Below are 15,907 nucleotides of genomic sequence, written 5' to 3'. Positions count from 1 at the left end.
AAAGAATTATAAATTATTATTTAAAATTCTTTGAGCCTCTTTAATATACTCTTTAGCGGCTTCTAGCCTTTGCTTAGTATATTTAAAGCCATGCATACCCCATGAGCCGTCTTTTTCGATAAGATCGACGGTGTCTTGAGCTTTTTCGATTAGCTCATAGACGCGAGTTTTATCACTGGAGTTAAGCTTTTTAGTCTCAAGGATAGAGTAAATTCCTTGAATACCGATCTTAACTTGCGAGAAGTCGCTCTTAATCGGAGTTTGCCAGCCCATAACCTCATCGTAAACCTGCTTTTGGTTCTTGAAGTGAAGCGTCTCTTTTAGCTCGGAAACGACAGGGCTGTGGCAGCCTTTGGTATCTTGCATATCTTTATCCGCCCAAGATGTTCGTGCGCACGACCACATAAGATCGACGAAATTTCGTCCATCTTTATTTCTTTGGAAGTGCCAGTCTTTCGCATCTCTTGGACCTTTGGCGGCATCGCCTGCGACTAGAGATTTTCTAGCAGGATCGATGTCGATCTTCCAGATGTGCGATCTTCTTTGAGTATCAAATCCCGCGTTGTCTTGGAACTGAATAGCATAGAAGTTCTCGCAGCTCATCATAAACGGCATGTGGCAAGATGCGCAGGTATTGTCTTTATGCGTATCGGCTCTTGCGGCGATATAGGCTTGCTCTTGGTGGCAATCCTTGCACTCTTTTGTGATCTTAGGCTTTGTATAAAACGCGCTCAAATAGCCCTGCTCAGAGTTATAATTTACGCCCTTGACAGTTTTATCGCCAACTACCGGTCCAGTGTTATCGTGTGGATCGTGGCAGGTTACGCAGCGCATACCCTTCTCGTAGTGAGCCGTGAAGTATGATTGAGAGCCTTCAGAGCCACAGCCTGGACCCATGGATTTAAATTTAGAGCTAAGAGATAGGTCGGGGTTTCCGTTGTTTAGCGGATTGGCACGAGCTAAATCAGGGCTATAGTTAAATCTTTGGTGGCAGCGTTCGCAGTTCGAGGTTCTAAAATTTGTAGCGCCGTCAAGGTGACCGCCCGCTCCATGGCACTCTTCACAGGTAATACCTTTGGAGATAGTGTGCTTTTGAAGCTCTTTTGCGTTACCCAAAGCAGCATAGAATTCTTTTTTAGTTTTAAAATCGAATTTAAATGGGTGGCAGACTTCGCAATACGAGCTGTTTGCTTGGAAAAACATCGATTTTTTGTATTTCGCAGCATACGACGCAAGACCTCTTACGTAACCGCCGTTATCGCCGTATTCCTCAAGTGTGCCTGGGAATTCCGGAACAATCTTTTTAATCTTTTTGACCGTCTCATCGTCTAAATTTAACGCCCAAGTCCTTTGGAATTGGTTGCCGCCGGCTACGATTTGACCGGTACCATCTCTTAGCAAGCCGCCCTCTACGTGATAGGTTCCGCGTAGAAGCCATGCATCTACGTAGCCAAATTTTGTTCTTAGGTGTCCAACAGTCGCATAAATTACGTCAGGGGTAATACCTTTTGGAAGGATCGACGCCGTATCCGGGCTAAATACAGGATCGGTTAGGTTGTTATTAACCTCCGGGTGCTCGCCCGGGAAGCGGATAGTAGTGGCGTGGCGCGATCTGCTCCATGTCTCATACTGTGCAGGGTGGCACTCGCCGCATTTTTCAGGACCTATGAATTTATTCGGAAATTGCAAAGAAGAGCCCGCAGGGATTCTATACATCATAGAGCTATAGCCCTTGCCGTCGTCTCTTTTGCTAGCCTTTGAAAAGTCAAATCCATGCCCTTCCGCAAGCCACTCCAAACCTCGGTCGTGTACATCCATCTTACCGACCGTCTTACCGCCGTATTTGGTAAAAATCGGGTGATTTTTAAATAGCCAGTCATACATCTCTCGCTCTTCTACGACGTAGTCCTGCAAGGATATGACGCCTCTACTTTGCAACGTGCCCTTAGGATTTGCGATGACGTCGCGCGATTTTTGCGACATTTCCATCTCATGCCCCATGCCTTCATCAGCACAGGCTCCTGCGGCAAAAATGCTAATACAGGCTAGCGCGCCTAATAGCATCTTATTCCATTTTTTCATGGCTCCTCCTTTGAAAATCGAAATTTTAAATTAGCAAAGTTCTACGCTCAAAATAATATCAACAAAAAAGGGTGAAAAAGGGAGAAATTTAATGAAGTCTAAATTTAACGAAAAGCAATCGTAAATATCGCGCCTTCGTCGGAATTTGCAGCGCTTATGCTCCCTCCATTTTTTTCGATTATCATCTTGCTCATATATAGCCCTAGCCCGCTGCCCTGCTGTTTTGTCGTAAAGTGCGGCTCAAAAATTTTATCTAGCTGCGCTTCGTCGATGCGGCTTGCGTTATTTTCGATCATGATTACTCGCTCGCCCTGCTTTAAAAATGAGTGAATTTTAATCTCGCGCCGTTTAAGCGGTACGTCCAAAAACGCCTCCTTTGCGTTATTTATGATATTTATGATCACCTGGATTAGCTCGTTTACGTTGCCGTAAAGGGTGAAATTTTCCTCTATCCGCACGCTTATATCGATGACGTGTTTTTTAAGCGAGGCGTTTAAAATTTTACGCGCCTGCTCGATCGCTTCGCCGGCGCTAAATTCTCTCTTCGGCATGTTTGGATTGAAGAAATTTTTAAAATCCTCGATCGTATCGCTCATAAATTTCACCTGCTCGCCCGCATCTTTTATGCCGCCCTCGAGCCTTTCTTTTGAGAGCTTGCCCCGCTCGTTGTAAAGCTCTAAATTTATGAGCGTGGAGCTGATCTGCGATAGCGGCTGGCGCCACTGGTGCGAGATATTGCCGATCATCTCGCCCATGAGCGCGAGGCGGCTTTGATTTATCAGTAAAAGCTGAGTCTGCATCTTTAAGGTCTCGTTTTTTTTGTGAATTTTATAGATACAAAATATGCAGATCAAAAACACTGCAAGCAAGCTTAGGCCGCTAACGACAAACTCTTTAGTGTGGTAGAGCAGAATGCTTTTTATCGGAATTTTAAAGCTTATCATCGCGATCGTATCGCCTAGGCCGCCTTTGAAATTTCCCACATCGCCGTAGAGCTCTTGCATCTTTTTAGGTGCTGCGTTGATGCTGTGGCACTCAGTGCACGAAGGCTGGGAGTTTGTTATCGGCAGGCTCAAAAGATACGAGGCGCCACCTTTATCATAGACGATTCTGGAGTATTCTTTATATTTGTTTTCTTTAAAGCCCTCTAAAATTTCATTCTCAAACTCGCTTCCTTCGTGCTCGGGATTGAGCGGATCGGTGGCGACGAGCTTGTAGTCGTAGTTGATGTTTTCTTTGGCGAGCTGAATTTTATAAATTTCGCGCGTTATGTAGGTCGAGGACATCAGCCTCGGATCGAAAAAATCCTCACTCAGAAGCTTTTTTTCCTTAAGTTCGTTTATTAGCGGGCGCTGCACGGTCGAGACGTAATCGCGCACCGCATTCATCGTATCTAGGATATAAAACGCCTCGCGCCTCGTATCTTTTAGCGCAAGCTCGCGGTAGAAGTTAAAAACCAAAGCCGTAATTACGATATATAGCAGCACGAAAACCGCTACGATAAATTTAAATTTATACTTCAAAGAGATACCCCACCGCATATAAATTTTTGATCACGTCCTTGCCGATCTTGCGGCGTAGCTCTTTGACGATCGCCTTGATCGCCTCCTTGCTGGGCTGCTCGAACTCCCACATGTAGTCGAATAGCTGCTCGTAGGTTACGGTTTGATTTTTGCGCGCTAAGAAGTACTCCAAAAGCTTGCTTTCGCTTTTGGAAAGATGACAGGCGCTGTCTTTGACGTAGATGATCTTTTTGGCAAAATCATACTTCAGCTCACTGCTTATGCTAAATATCGGCGCGTGATTTATCAGCTCCGCAGCGACGTCTTGCAGCGCCTTTATAAAGGCGTTTTTGTCATACGGCTTAGGCAGATACCTAGTGATCTTAAGCTCCACCGCCCGCCACAGATACTCCTGCTCGGTGTGGCTCGAAAGTATCACGATCGGCACGCTGATACCCGCGGCACGGATCTTTTTAACGACCTCTAGCCCGTCCATATGCGGCACGCCGATATCAAAAACCAGTGCGTCGTACGAACCGCTCATCGCCTCATCAAGCGCCTCCAGCCCGTCCTTAACCCCCACTACTTCGCCGAAAAACAGCTGTAGCGATTCGGTTATATTTTTTAAAATCCCAGGCTCGTCCTCTAGGCAAAGAACCCTTTTATTGGACAAAACATCCAATAATTCGTAATCTTGCATACTCTATCCGCCTCCAAGTTTAGCGCATTTCATTCTTAATCGTCTCTTAAAATATAACTCGCTTAAATTATATAAATTTAGCATTAAATCAACGTTAAAGAGGGCTTGTGTTTTTAAATTTAAACCTATGACATGGCGCTTATATTGTTTATGCCTAGAAATTTCGTAAAATTTAACCCCGCTTTTGAGTGAAATTTACGGCAGACGACAGCGAGCGCAAAAGAGTCGCGGATAAGCAATACTTTGTTTAAATTTTAGTGATTATTAAGGGGGGGGGGGGGGGTATACTTCTGCGGAATTTTTAAAATTAAAGAAAGTAATAAAAATTTTAACATCATTAAATGACAGTATCTGGCAACGAAAAATGAGATGATACGAAAAATTTTAAGGAGGAAGAAATGAAAAAAATCATTTTAGCTTTGGCTTTTTTAAGCTATTTTATGTTTGCCGAAGAGGTAAAAGAGCTTACGGATGAGCAAATAAATACATTGGTAAAGGTCTGCGAAAGCGGTAAAGATTTCACGAATGAAAATGGAACCGTGAAGTATGAGGAAGCCTGCGCTACTCTCGGTATGATATATGAAAATATCCCTGTATTAGGCGATCTCGGTGTAAAGCAAGATTTGGCAAAAGCCTTTAAATTTTATAAAAAAGCGTGCGACGGCGGCTATGCTCGTGGCTGCTTTGGATTAGGAGGGTTTTATTTTGAAGGAAAAGAGGTAACAAAAGATGATAAAAAAGCTCTCGAGTTCTTTAAAAAGGCATGCGATATGGGCGATAAAGAGAGCTGCACTTTGGCGGCTGTTATGGACGGCGATAACGCGAATTTAGCAAAGGCGTCCGAGCAACACAAGAAAGATTGCGATAGCAAGGGCGATATACTCGCTTGCGGGTTATTTGCCTTATTTATGGAGGAAAAGGATAATAAAGAAGCGGCGAAATACTATAAAAAGGCCTGCGAGCTTGGCAAAAATATCTCGGATCCCGCATTGCAAAATAACCCCGCATTTAACGATGGGATAAAGCAATTTTGCAGCAGACCTGCTGAGCTTGAAGCGCAAAATTTAAGAGCTGTGCAGGACGTAATTAAAGCAAAAATCGCCGAAGAGTATAGAATATCTTGCGATTCTGAGGGGAACTGGGTATCTTGCGCGATATACGCCTCTAATATAGAGAGCGACGATCAAAGAGCGGCGATGAGATACTACGACAAGGCGTGCAAATTGGGCAAAAAAATCATAAGTGTTGATTCTAACAAGATACTGCAAAAATCTTGCGAAAAAGCTGCCCGCTGAGGTGATTTTAAAAATTTACGCAAGAATATGAATTGGCGCGATGAAATTTTAAAATTTCATCGCTGCGCTCGCCGCCCAGCTCGGCATGCAGGGGCGTTAAATTTATCCGAAACGCTTTAAATTCCGCAAAATTTCAGTTTTACAAAGATAAAATTACAAAATTTTTTAAAAGGATTCAGAATGAAAAACTCCCTCTTGTTCGCCTGCGCAGCGTTATTTATATGCGCTTGCTCCGCTCCAGAGCAGCCAAAGCCAGGAGTTTCGCATTGCAGCGAGCCCAAAATGGACGAGGCGTCGCATCAGATGATTCAAATTTGTGGCGAAAGCGAGGATCCGCAAATCGAAAATATGCAGTGCAACGAAAACGGACTTTGCTTCGGCACCGCAAAAATCAGGTAGCCGAAGCTCCCGCAGACGCTAGCGCTAAATTTAACTATTTTAGAACCGAAAGTGAACGCCCGCGTAGCGGTCTAAGCCGCGCTTTAAAATATTTAGCCAGCAATTTAAATTTAGCCCCGCTTCACGCGCTGATGCATTTTATCTATCTTACTTTTAGCTGCGTCCGCCGATTGATCGAGCTGCTCTTGGCGCGATAAAATTTTAAAATTTCATCACCAAACACGGCGCGTGATTTAGGATTTAAAAGTAAGCGCGGCTCAAATTTCATAAGTTTAAAATTTTAAAGCGATATGCGATTTTAAATTTTACGCCTCTCAAATGCTAGCCGGTGCGAAATTTCGCGCAAGCTCAAAATCCGCGTTAGGCAATTTTGTGCCGTTGCAAAATTTCTAGATCGTAACTCCGCTCAGTAGAATTTTTGGCGGTGCAGATGGAGGCGCAAAATCTGCACCATCTAATCCTGCACGGATCACACCCGCCCAAATTCCTATGCCGCACGCCGAGACTAATAATCTAATCTCGCTACAAGATCGCTTACAAAATGGCGCGGCATCATTAGTTGTATAACCGCAGCACAGTTTTACTCGTTGCGTAGCCGAGGTTCGTAGCTGCAATGCTAAAAGCGTGAAATTCTTTGTTGCGCGGTCGAAGTTCTCAGCCCGCAAAAAGGCGTGGCATCCTCTACCGACGGTGCGAGTTTATAGTCTAACTCGCGCTTTAGAATTCCCCCTCAAACTCATTACTTAAAATTTCGTCTCAAAAGCCACGTATTAAAAATTCCGCCTTATCTTTACGGCTTAAGATTTCGTACGGATCGCACTGAGCGAAATCTCGTCACTGCGCGACGTAATCTTAAAATTTCAGCGGTGAGCTCATAGCGATATTAAATTATGCTTCATTATTACGACTTAAATTCTATCACAAGCCTGCAGATTTAAAATTTTACTTCAAACGACGCCGTGAAATTTCTACCCTCCTAGATACATATCTCGCGGTGCCTGCGCCGCTCGCACTTAGCGGCGACGCTATATCTTTGCCGATAACAACCCTCGCACAGGGCGCCTGCCACAGCCCATAGAAAATAAAGTGCGCCGCCTGCTCGATCGCCGCCTCTAAAAAATTTTAAGCGACCGCAAAATTTTAAAATTTAAAAGCAGCCTTCGATTAAGCCGATTTTTATAAATTTGGATTTGCTTTGTAGCAGCGCAATCTGGTGAGCAAGGCGCAACTATAAGTTACGCAGCTAGCTTTACGTCAGCTGCTTAAACATTTCGATCTGTTCCTTCGTAAGCTCGATCAAATCATCGTTTGCGTATTTAAGCGATGTCTCCAGGCTTGCGATGAGCTCCTTACGGACGAAGCTCACGCTAAAAAGCGTCGCCCAAAATCGCGCTCCGCTGCCCGTGCTCGGATCTTCCAAGACCGCTCTAATCGCAGCTACCGCAGCAGCATCGTCCGCCGCACCTAGCACCTCGTCCACGAGTGGATATTCACCTGCGCCGTCGCCTTCATTTAGCGAGCGCAAAAGCGGCTCAAGCGCTTCATCACATGGATTGTCACGCAAAAACTCCCGTACCGCACGAAACTCTGCCACAAGCTGATCCGAAAGCTGCGCAGGCATCGGCTGATGAAGTCTCAAAAAGTCTAATGCCGTTTGCTTGTCCATAAAATTCCTTTTAAATGATATGCGCGATTGTAGCTAATTTTGGATTGCAAAGAGATAAATTTACTCTAATTTATCAGCTACTTCCGTCATAAATTATCAATAATCTTAAATAATTAGATAGTGATTTTGTAGTGGCTTTTAGGGGCGATTTTCGATGGGCTTTGCGCGGATTACAAAATAAAATTCCAAAATTTTATCCAAACAAAAAAGCCCCCGCGAAGTGCAGGGGCTTACAAGCTCGATCTGTTTAGTCTGGCAGAATTTAGCAGACTAAGAAGGATTATTCCTCGATCTTGCCGGTTTTGATGCGGCGCTCGTAGATTTCGCGCATCTCTCTGATGTCATTTTTGAGCTCGAATACGCCGTGCCAATGCGAATAATCAGGTCCGCCCATTAGCGCGCCTTGGCGCATTCTGCGACCCTCGTGATGCCACGAAGTGTAATAAATACGCTGGAACGCATCCGCCCAAGGATCGTCTTTTAGAAGTTTCTTTTCCTTAAGCTCTTTTAGCATCTTAGTCGCTTCGTCGTTGTAAACGTTATATAGAAGTACCTGCTTATCGCCCACCTCAAAGAAATTATTCGTGTGGGTGCTTGCGTGGCACTCTTTGCAGACTTGCTTCATCTCGGCACGCGCCGCCTCAGGACCGTTTAGGTTACCCGCCAAAGGATTACCAATGTTTAACTTGCCGGTATTTAAAAACTCGCTTACCGCGGTCTCATTACCGCCGGTGCGTAGATTGCTCTTAGGCTGCCACAAATTCCACTTCAAGCGTTGAGATACATTGTGAGTGGAGTTTAGATCGCCCACACCGCCGCTAATATGGCAGGTCGCGCATGTAGGGGCGCGGTAGTCAGGAACTGCCCAAGTACCAGGAGCGCTGTCAAATTTCCACTCATTGCCTTCAGCGTTAAATACGTGTCCGTGCATTGAGTTGTTGTAAATTTCGATATCCGGATGATCAGGTCCTAAGTGGCAAGATGCGCAAGCAGCAGGCTTACGAGCTTCAGCAATCGAAAATTTATGACTCGAGTGGCACGATTTGCATCCGCCTACGCTACCGTCCGGATAAACCGTACCGATGCCGTAAACGGGCCAGGTCTCTTTGGTAGGCTTGTTATGCTCATCCATTTTAATGACGCTACCGTGGCATTGAGAGCAGCCGGTAATATCAGGCGCGTGTTTAAGATCAGGGATATCACGTCCTTCGTAGTGATACATTAGATCAACTATTCCTTTGTTGGCTTGCATCTGCATAGCACCTCTTGCGTGACCGCTGTTTTCAAACTCTTTAACCTCGTTACTGTGGCATTTGGCACAGGTTTTAGGGCTAACTAGCACCGAAATATGATTGTCTGTGTCTTTCGGATGCGGCTCTTTAGCTGCCATAGGGCTATCTGCTGGCTGCGAGTGGCAGTCGGTACAGCTAACGCCTACGTGAGCGTGGCGGCTCATCTTCCAATCCGCAACTACGCCCGGAGTTTTTTCGGCATGGCACTCGACACAGCGTCTAGCTAGCGGCGTAAGCTGCCTATTTACCTTTAAATTCTTCGTAAGACTAACGTTTACGGAATTGCTTACGTTCGCGTCCGACGCGGACATATTCGCATGCTGCGCGGGCATTTCTGCGAATGCAAACGATGCGATACAGGCTATTAAAATAGCGACTTTTTTTAGCATTGCTTCTCCTTTACTTGGTTTTGTTATTTTCTCGGTTGTATTTATCCCAATATTTGGTAATCTCTATACCCATATTTTTGTGACCGACGTTTTCGTGGCACTGCACGCAGGTTTTGCCAGTAGTGCCTGCGAAATAATCCCTATGCGCGAGCCAGGCTTTATTTACTTGATTATTCTGCTCTTTTAAATTTCGATGGCAGCTTAGACAACCGCTTTCATAAACGAAATGATTTCGCTCCTTGCGTTTTTCTTGCCAGTCGATCTTATCGGCATCGGTAAAGACCGTCTTGTAGACATCATTTGCGGAGGTTAGAGCCTTGGTCCAAAGATACATAAAGGTATTTTCATGAGAGACATGACAGGCGACGCAGTCGGCTTTGAAACCTTGCGGGTTATTGCCGCCGTGAACATCGTTGTGAAAGGCGTTTGCCATCGGCTGCATCGTATGACAGGATACGCAGAATTTATCGGTGCCCGTAAGGTGAACCATCTCCGCAATCCCAAGAGAAAGTATCATTCCTATAAGCACACAAGCGCCCACGAGCAGCACAAGAGTTTTCTTTTTCATAGGTTTCCTTGATTTTAAAATTTCTTCGCAAAATTTTTAGTATTTGATAATTCGAAAAGTGGTATTTTATTATAAAAAGATTAAAAACCGCTTATTTTCTAGCCTTTTGTTAAAATTTATTAAATGAAGATAAAATTTTAAACTAAGTTTTTAGTTTAACGGAATATAATCCATTAAAATTTCAATACAAGGAGAAATCATGAAAACGATCCAAGCGGCTGAGATTACAAAAGTAGTTAGCGAGCTTTGCAAAAAAGCCTGTTATCAAGTCACGCCCGACATGCGCGCAGCATTTGAGAAAGCGCGCGAGAACGAGACTTCGCCCATCGGCAAAGATATCTTAGGCAAGCTCTTGCAAAATGCCGATTTGGCGGCGAAAGAGGTCGCGCCGATCTGCCAAGATACCGGTATGACGGTGGTTTTTGTCGAACTCGGTCAGGACGTACATATCGAGGGCGGATATCTGGAGGACGCTATCAACGCAGGCGTCGCGGACGGATACGTAGGCGGCTATCTGCGCAAATCCGTGGTCGCAGAGCCGCTTTTTGAGCGTAAAAACACCACAAACAATACCCCCGCGGTCATCAATACCCGCATCGTCCCCGGCGACAAGCTTAAGATTAAAGTAGCCCCTAAGGGCTTTGGCAGCGAAAACAAATCGGTACTAAAAATGCTCGTTCCCGCAGATGGTATCGAGGGGGTAAAAAAGGTATTTTTAGAGGCGGTCAAATACGCAGGCCCTAACGCTTGCCCTCCTATGGTCGTAGGCGTCGGTATCGGCGGCACAATGGATAAGGCGGCGCTTTTAGCCAAGCAAGCCGCGGTTCGCTCGATCGACAGCAGAAATCCCGACGAGCGCTACGCCAAGCTAGAGGATGAGCTGCTGGAGATGGCGCGCGCTACGGGCGTCGGTCCGCAGGGTTTGGGCGGCATAAATACCGCCGTTAAAGTAAATGTAGAGTGGTATCCGACCCACATAGCAGGGCTTCCGGTCGCCGTTAATATCAACTGCCACGCGGCTCGCCATGCCGACGCCGAACTATAAGGAGGAAATCATGTCAGAAGTTAAAAGAATTACCGCACCTTTCGATAAAAGCGTAGTAAAAAGCCTAAAGGCGGGCGATAACGTCCTAATCAGCGGCACCATCATCGCAGCCCGCGATGCCGCGCACAAGGCTCTAACCGAAACTCTCGCTCGCGGCGAGAAACTACCCGTAAGCTTAGCTGGCGAGACTATATATTATCTGGGACCGACCCCCGCCAAACCGGGTCAGGCAATCGGTGCTGCAGGACCTACGACTAGCGGACGAATGGATAAATATACTCCGACGATGATAAACGAAGTGGGCATCAACGGCATGATCGGCAAGGGCTACCGCAGCGACGCCGTCGTCGAGGCGATGAAAAAATCAGGCTGCGTCTATATGGTCGCTATCGGCGGAGCGGGCGCGCTAATCAGCCAAAGTATCAAAAAATATGAAGTATTGGCCTATCCCGAGCTCGGCCCCGAGGCGGTTGCGCGACTTACCGTAGAGGATTTTCCGGCTATCGTAGCGATCGACAGCGAGGGCAACAACTTCTACGAAGTCGGACAGGCGCCTTATAGAAAAATTTAAATTTTGCTAGCGGCGTCCGCGCGGCGCTTTTTGCAGCGCGGGCGTCCGTAAATTTCGCGGCATTCGCTCAGGCGCTCGTAAATTTTGCGGCATAACCTGCGGCGTCTATTTCGCGAAATTTTACGGCTCGGCGCAGTGAAATTTTATAGCGAATTTAAAGCGCGCCCGTAAAATTTTATCTCTCTTACGGCGCGGAATTTTAAAATTTTGCGCCGCTTAAATTTATACCGGAATTCCGTCTTTGCTCCATTTAACAATCCGCCACTAAAATTTAATCGCAAATTTATCCAAGTCTAAATTTTAAAATTTCGTCGCCGTTCGTAAGCAAATTTAAAGCCCGCAAGCGTCATAATCCATCTTAAATTTAAAAGGGGCAAAATGAGCGCAAGCGAGCTGGAGCAGATCAGGCTGGGGCTTTTGTATAAGGCGAAAAGAAATACGATCTTCGCGGCGGCGTGCATGCTATTTTACGGCGCGTTTTTGTTATACAAGCTACGCGACGGAGGAGAGATGGCAGATTTGTTGTCTCTTATCGGATTATTCGCGGTTGTTCTTATAGTAGCCGTTTTGTGCGATGAAGGCTCCATAAAAGCTAAGATAATCTACGCTGCCTGCCTTTTTGTTATGAGCCTATTTCTAAACGATTTACAAAATCGCCCCACGATTTCCAAATATATCTTACTCGCGATTATAACTTTAATCTTGGCTGCTTCGAGCTTATTCGTATTGTTTAGAGGCTTTAAACAAGATTATTCGGTAAAATTTCAGTGCGCTTTTAAAGAGCACTATCTAATGCCTTATTTCAAGGCGTTCGGCTATCGATACGATATTGGAGGCAGTATCGATCCCGCCAAGCTTAAGCTCTCGGGGCTCTTTTTTCGACTAGATAAATTCAAAGGCGGCAACGACAGGGTCTCAGGCGTTTATGACGGCGTGAAGTTCGCATTTTGTGACGTGAGCTTATTTAATAGATTTTCAGAAAGCGAAATCCTCGGCACCTTTTTCTACGCGGAATTTAACAAACGCATAAGCGTCAAAACCCTGGTTTTTCCCGCTCGCGCCGGCGCGCCGAACACAGGCGGGCTAAAAAAGATCGATATGGACGATGCGGAGTTTAACGCCGCCTTCGCCGTGTATTCCGCGGACGCGGCGGGCGCGATGTATATTCTAACGCCCGCCTTTATGCGGAGACTCTTGCACTTCGCAGGCGCCGTGGCCGCGCCCGTCAGTCTTAGCTTTTTAGATAGCAAAATTTACATTTTCGTAAATACGGGCTGCGATAATTTCGAGCCGGACATCGACGAAAGCGTGCTACGCCGCGACCCCGCCGCGCAGCTCAAGCGCGAGCTTTCGCACTTTTTAGCGATCGTAAAAAACCTAAAACTAAACGAAAGAATTTGGAGCTAGCGGGTGGCTCGCCGCAGCTTTGCGTGTCACAGCCTCGCGCACTATAACTTCACACGCCGCGCCGCAGCTCCACATGCTACAGCTCTGCGCGCCTTGAAATTTAAAATTTTAAATTTCCGCTTTTGGATTTCGAGCTTTGGAATTTTACGCGCCTTAAAATCCCGCGCGTTTTGAAATTTAAAATTTTAATCCATGCTACGGAATTCTGCGCCGCAAAATTTAAAATTCTGAAATTAAAATTCCGCGCCTTGAAATTCTACGCTTTTAAATTTACAACCCAAAAGCCTTAAAATTTAAAATCCAAATCCGCTCGCTGTAGAATTCTGCGAAATTGCGAAATTTGAAATTCCTTGAAGTTGCAAAATTCCGCGAGGCTGCCGTTTGAAATTCGCCTTTCAAAGCATAAGGCTAAGCAGCAGCAAAAATCCGATGAAGCTTAGGGCGTTGCCGAAGGAGCCGCCGATGTGATCGCCGAGCCACGTCAGCACGAGCGCGCCGCCTAGACGCAGACCTATTTGTAGCGCCACGCTCGCGATAAAATCTATCACGCGCCGAAGTCCGCTGCGCGTATCGCCGAGCTTCATGCCGCGGCTTTGGTTCCACAGTCCGCTTACGCGGTAGTCCTTGTAGCGGGCGCGGAGAATATCGCCGTTTTGCAGCTCAAAGCTCTGCGAAGCGTCCTTCGCCTTGGCGGATGCCGCGGCTTCGGCGGAGCTGGCGGAATTTATAGAATTTGCTGCGTTGGCAGAATTTACAGAGCTTGCAGAATTCGTTGATTTCGCAAAATTCTCAACGCTCGTAGAATTTTCTGCGTTTAAATTCTTAAATTCCGCAGAATTTTCGCCATCTGCGAGCTCCGCTAAATTTTGATCCGAACGTAGCGCGCCGGAAACGATCTGCAGCTTACTATCGCCCGATAAATATACTCCGTCCAGCGCGAAGCCAAAATAATAAACGTCGCCGCTTTGCAGCACGCGCATGCCGCTGGCGTAGCCGCTCGCTTCGCCGCTTCGCTTGGGCTCTTTGGAGTGCGCGAGAGCCGCAAATATGCGTCCGAACTTCGCGGCGCGCCAGTCTCTTCGCATAAACTTGAAGCTGCAATACGCAAAAGGCACAAGGACGGGCAGGGCTATCGCCCCCACAGGAGCCCTTGCATCAAAGATGAAGATTATGCAGTAGATACTCATCGCAGCTAGCGTTACGCCGAAGGCTGCGAATATCATGGCGAGTGCCGTGCTGCCGGCGTCCTTCCAGCGCTGCGCGCCTAGGCTTAGATTAACGAAATCTAGCGGAAGGACGGAAGCGGCGGAGTTTGCCAAAGCGCCGTGCTCCTCGCGGGTAGAATTTAAAGAGAGGGAGCCGCTTAAATCTTTGCGGATAAAACCTAAAGCGGCGGAATTTATACCGCTGCGATCTTTATCCGATAAATCAGATACCACAGAATTTTGGCGCGCACTTGCCGCCGTATCGCTATATGCGTCGCGGTTTGAATTTGCGGCGGTGGAATTTCCGCTACTTGAAACTTCGCAGTTAGGGCGCTCTGCGGAATTTTCACCGCTTAAATCGGCGCCGTTTAAAGCGCTGCGGCGGGAATTTAAGCCCCTCAAAGCCTCGCGGCTGGAATTTAAACTCGAAGCCTCATATATCACCGCCAGCTCGTCGTCCTCGCATATCGGCAGATAGAGTCCGTCGCGCCTTAAGTCCAAAATTCCCGCAAAGCGCAAGCCCTCCAGCGTAAAGCTAAATTTCGTCGTGTCTGCAGCCGCGGGCTCTAGCTTGAAATCCCTGACCGTGCCGCGAGCAAGTTTGATCTGCTACGGTGAAAGAAATTTAGCAAAGCCCATGCGCGCCTTTGAGATCTCGCAAAATTCCGTTCCGCCTATTTCGCGGCGGATTTTTTGCGGATCTGGATATTGATGAGCTCAACAAGCAGCGAAAACGCCATCGAAAAGTAGATGTAGCCCTTAGGTATGTGAAAGCCCAGCCCGTCGGCGATCAGCGAGACGCCCACTAGGATCAAAAACGCAAGTGCTAAAATTTTGATCGTCGGGTTTGCGTCCACGAAGCGCGCGATCGCGCCGCTAGCGAGCATCATCACGCCCACGGCGATGACGACTGCGAGGATCATCACGGGCAGGTGCTGCGCCATGCCCACGGCGGTGATGACGCTGTCGAGCGAAAAGATGATGTCCAAAACGGCGATCTGCACGAGCGTGCCGCCGAAGCTCGCCTTGCCGCCGCTAGCGCTATGCTCGTGTGCCTCGCCAGTGGCGCTGGAGTGGATCTCGAGCGTGGATTTGACGAGCAGAAACAATCCACCGCCGATCAGCACGAGATCGCGTCCGCTAAAATCGCGCGCAAGCACGCTAAATAGCGGCTTAGTTAGCCCCATGATCCAGCTTAAGCTAAGAAGTAGCAGTATGCGCGTGAACATCGCAAGCGCAAGCCCCATTATACGGGCGCGTCCGCGCTGCGCCTCAGGCAGGCGGCCGCACAAAATCGCAATAAAGATGATATTGTCGATGCCAAGCACGATCTCAAGCCCCGTGAGCGTCGCCAGGCTGATCCATGCCTCAGGTGAGGCGATCCATTCAAACATCGGTTTCCTTTGGGTGAAATTTAAGCCGTGATGATAGCGAAAGTTTGGTTAAAATTTCTAAATTTTACCGCCTTTGCGCGTAAAAACTGCGCGGGGAATTTCGGCGATGCGATGCGGACGGGCTATCTTGGAATTTTACCGCAAGATTATTTCGCTAAAAGGCGCAAAGCGCCGCATGCGCGGCAAAATTGCGGCGCACGGAATTTCGTGGATTAAGAGAGCGAAATTTTTGCGGCGAAATTTTAAAATTTAGGCTATAAATTTACCCGTTTTTAAGCGGGGGGGGGGGGGGGGGGGGGGGGGTTTTTTTTTAAAAAATTCACTTTAAGGGGGTAAAGGGGAAAAATGTGCTTAGGGTCCGCCGGGGGGGGGTTGTTTTTGGGGGGAGGGGG

At 47.1% G+C, this 15,907-nt stretch carries 13 protein-coding genes; 5 read left to right on the top strand and 8 right to left on the bottom strand.

Features of this window, described 5'->3' with window-relative positions:
- Positions 1–6 precede the first annotated feature (6 nt).
- The 3 genes from QZ367_RS09755 to QZ367_RS09745 all read right to left on the bottom strand — a co-directional run bounded on the left by QZ367_RS09755 (position 7) and on the right by QZ367_RS09745 (position 4,284).
- Positions 7–2,082, bottom strand: coding sequence for a cytochrome C (locus tag QZ367_RS09755; protein ID WP_291940175.1), 2,076 nt, complete (start codon positions 2,080–2,082; stop codon positions 7–9).
- Between the two features lie 104 nt (positions 2,083–2,186).
- The gene (locus QZ367_RS09750; RefSeq protein ID WP_291940172.1) at positions 2,187–3,605 is read right to left on the bottom strand and encodes a DUF3365 domain-containing protein; all 1,419 of its coding nucleotides are present in this window, start codon (positions 3,603–3,605) and stop codon (positions 2,187–2,189) included.
- The gene (locus QZ367_RS09745; protein ID WP_291940170.1) at positions 3,595–4,284 is read right to left on the bottom strand and encodes a response regulator transcription factor; all 690 of its coding nucleotides are present in this window, start codon (positions 4,282–4,284) and stop codon (positions 3,595–3,597) included. The genes QZ367_RS09750 and QZ367_RS09745 overlap by 11 nt, the downstream gene beginning before the upstream one ends.
- A gap of 398 nt (positions 4,285–4,682) precedes the next feature.
- Here QZ367_RS09745 and QZ367_RS09740 point away from each other — a divergent pair, with 398 nt between their 5' ends.
- Both QZ367_RS09740 and QZ367_RS09735 read left to right on the top strand, forming a co-directional pair.
- Entirely contained in the window at positions 4,683–5,579 is an 897-nt protein-coding gene (locus QZ367_RS09740; protein ID WP_291940168.1) for a tetratricopeptide repeat protein, read from the top strand.
- 180 nt (positions 5,580–5,759) lie between these two features.
- The gene (locus tag QZ367_RS09735) at positions 5,760–5,978 is read left to right on the top strand and encodes a hypothetical protein (protein WP_291940167.1); all 219 of its coding nucleotides are present in this window, start codon (positions 5,760–5,762) and stop codon (positions 5,976–5,978) included.
- A gap of 1,249 nt (positions 5,979–7,227) precedes the next feature.
- Here the strand turns inward: QZ367_RS09735 and QZ367_RS09730 are convergent.
- The 3 genes from QZ367_RS09730 to QZ367_RS09720 form a co-directional block, all read right to left on the bottom strand.
- Positions 7,228–7,644 (bottom strand): hypothetical protein, encoded by a 417-nt coding sequence (locus QZ367_RS09730; protein ID WP_291940165.1) that lies wholly within the window; start codon positions 7,642–7,644, stop codon positions 7,228–7,230.
- Positions 7,645–7,924: 280 nt separating this feature from the next.
- Entirely contained in the window at positions 7,925–9,325 is a 1,401-nt protein-coding gene (locus QZ367_RS09725; protein ID WP_291940164.1) for a multiheme c-type cytochrome, read from the bottom strand.
- A 10-nt stretch (positions 9,326–9,335) separates the two neighbouring features.
- A complete protein-coding gene (locus tag QZ367_RS09720) occupies positions 9,336–9,893 on the bottom strand; it encodes a NapC/NirT family cytochrome c (RefSeq protein WP_291940163.1) in 558 nt (185 codons plus the stop codon).
- A 199-nt stretch (positions 9,894–10,092) separates the two neighbouring features.
- Between QZ367_RS09720 and QZ367_RS09715 the strand changes: the two genes are divergently transcribed.
- The 3 genes from QZ367_RS09715 (at position 10,093) to QZ367_RS09705 (ending at position 12,916) form a co-directional block, all read left to right on the top strand.
- Entirely contained in the window at positions 10,093–10,938 is an 846-nt protein-coding gene (locus QZ367_RS09715; RefSeq protein WP_291940162.1) for a fumarate hydratase, read from the top strand.
- A 10-nt stretch (positions 10,939–10,948) separates the two neighbouring features.
- Positions 10,949–11,509 carry a Fe-S-containing hydro-lyase gene (locus QZ367_RS09710; RefSeq protein ID WP_177389396.1) on the top strand — a complete coding sequence of 187 codons (561 nt, stop codon included), beginning with the start codon at positions 10,949–10,951 and terminating at the stop codon, positions 11,507–11,509.
- Positions 11,510–11,887: 378 nt separating this feature from the next.
- Entirely contained in the window at positions 11,888–12,916 is a 1,029-nt protein-coding gene (locus QZ367_RS09705; RefSeq protein ID WP_291940158.1) for a DUF3137 domain-containing protein, read from the top strand.
- A gap of 395 nt (positions 12,917–13,311) precedes the next feature.
- Here the strand turns inward: QZ367_RS09705 and QZ367_RS09700 are convergent, their stop codons facing one another.
- Both QZ367_RS09700 and QZ367_RS09695 read right to left on the bottom strand, forming a co-directional pair.
- The gene (locus QZ367_RS09700) at positions 13,312–14,622 is read right to left on the bottom strand and encodes a hypothetical protein (RefSeq protein WP_291940156.1); all 1,311 of its coding nucleotides are present in this window, start codon (positions 14,620–14,622) and stop codon (positions 13,312–13,314) included.
- Between the two features lie 173 nt (positions 14,623–14,795).
- Positions 14,796–15,515 carry a TerC family protein gene (locus tag QZ367_RS09695; RefSeq protein WP_291940155.1) on the bottom strand — a complete coding sequence of 240 codons (720 nt, stop codon included), beginning with the start codon at positions 15,513–15,515 and terminating at the stop codon, positions 14,796–14,798.
- Positions 15,516–15,907 lie beyond the last annotated feature (392 nt).

The sequence above is a fragment of the Campylobacter sp. genome (assembly GCF_019423325.1).
Classification (GTDB): Bacteria; Campylobacterota; Campylobacteria; order Campylobacterales; family Campylobacteraceae; genus Campylobacter_B.
This window is presented reverse-complemented; position numbering and strand designations above follow the sequence as displayed.

Coding starts and splice junctions, on each gene's coding strand:
- QZ367_RS09745 (WP_291940170.1), bottom strand. CDS start 4,284: ATGCAAGATTACGAATTATTGGATGTTTTGTCCAATAAAAGGGTTCTT.
- QZ367_RS09720 (WP_291940163.1), bottom strand. CDS start 9,893: ATGAAAAAGAAAACTCTTGTGCTGCTCGTGGGCGCTTGTGTGCTTATA.
- QZ367_RS09735 (WP_291940167.1), top strand. CDS start 5,760: ATGAAAAACTCCCTCTTGTTCGCCTGCGCAGCGTTATTTATATGCGCT.
- QZ367_RS09755 (WP_291940175.1), bottom strand. CDS start 2,082: ATGAAAAAATGGAATAAGATGCTATTAGGCGCGCTAGCCTGTATTAGC.
- QZ367_RS09730 (WP_291940165.1), bottom strand. CDS start 7,644: ATGGACAAGCAAACGGCATTAGACTTTTTGAGACTTCATCAGCCGATG.
- QZ367_RS09725 (WP_291940164.1), bottom strand. CDS start 9,325: ATGCTAAAAAAAGTCGCTATTTTAATAGCCTGTATCGCATCGTTTGCA.
- QZ367_RS09710 (WP_177389396.1), top strand. CDS start 10,949: ATGTCAGAAGTTAAAAGAATTACCGCACCTTTCGATAAAAGCGTAGTA.
- QZ367_RS09705 (WP_291940158.1), top strand. CDS start 11,888: ATGAGCGCAAGCGAGCTGGAGCAGATCAGGCTGGGGCTTTTGTATAAG.
- QZ367_RS09740 (WP_291940168.1), top strand. CDS start 4,683: ATGAAAAAAATCATTTTAGCTTTGGCTTTTTTAAGCTATTTTATGTTT.
- QZ367_RS09695 (WP_291940155.1), bottom strand. CDS start 15,515: ATGTTTGAATGGATCGCCTCACCTGAGGCATGGATCAGCCTGGCGACG.
- QZ367_RS09715 (WP_291940162.1), top strand. CDS start 10,093: ATGAAAACGATCCAAGCGGCTGAGATTACAAAAGTAGTTAGCGAGCTT.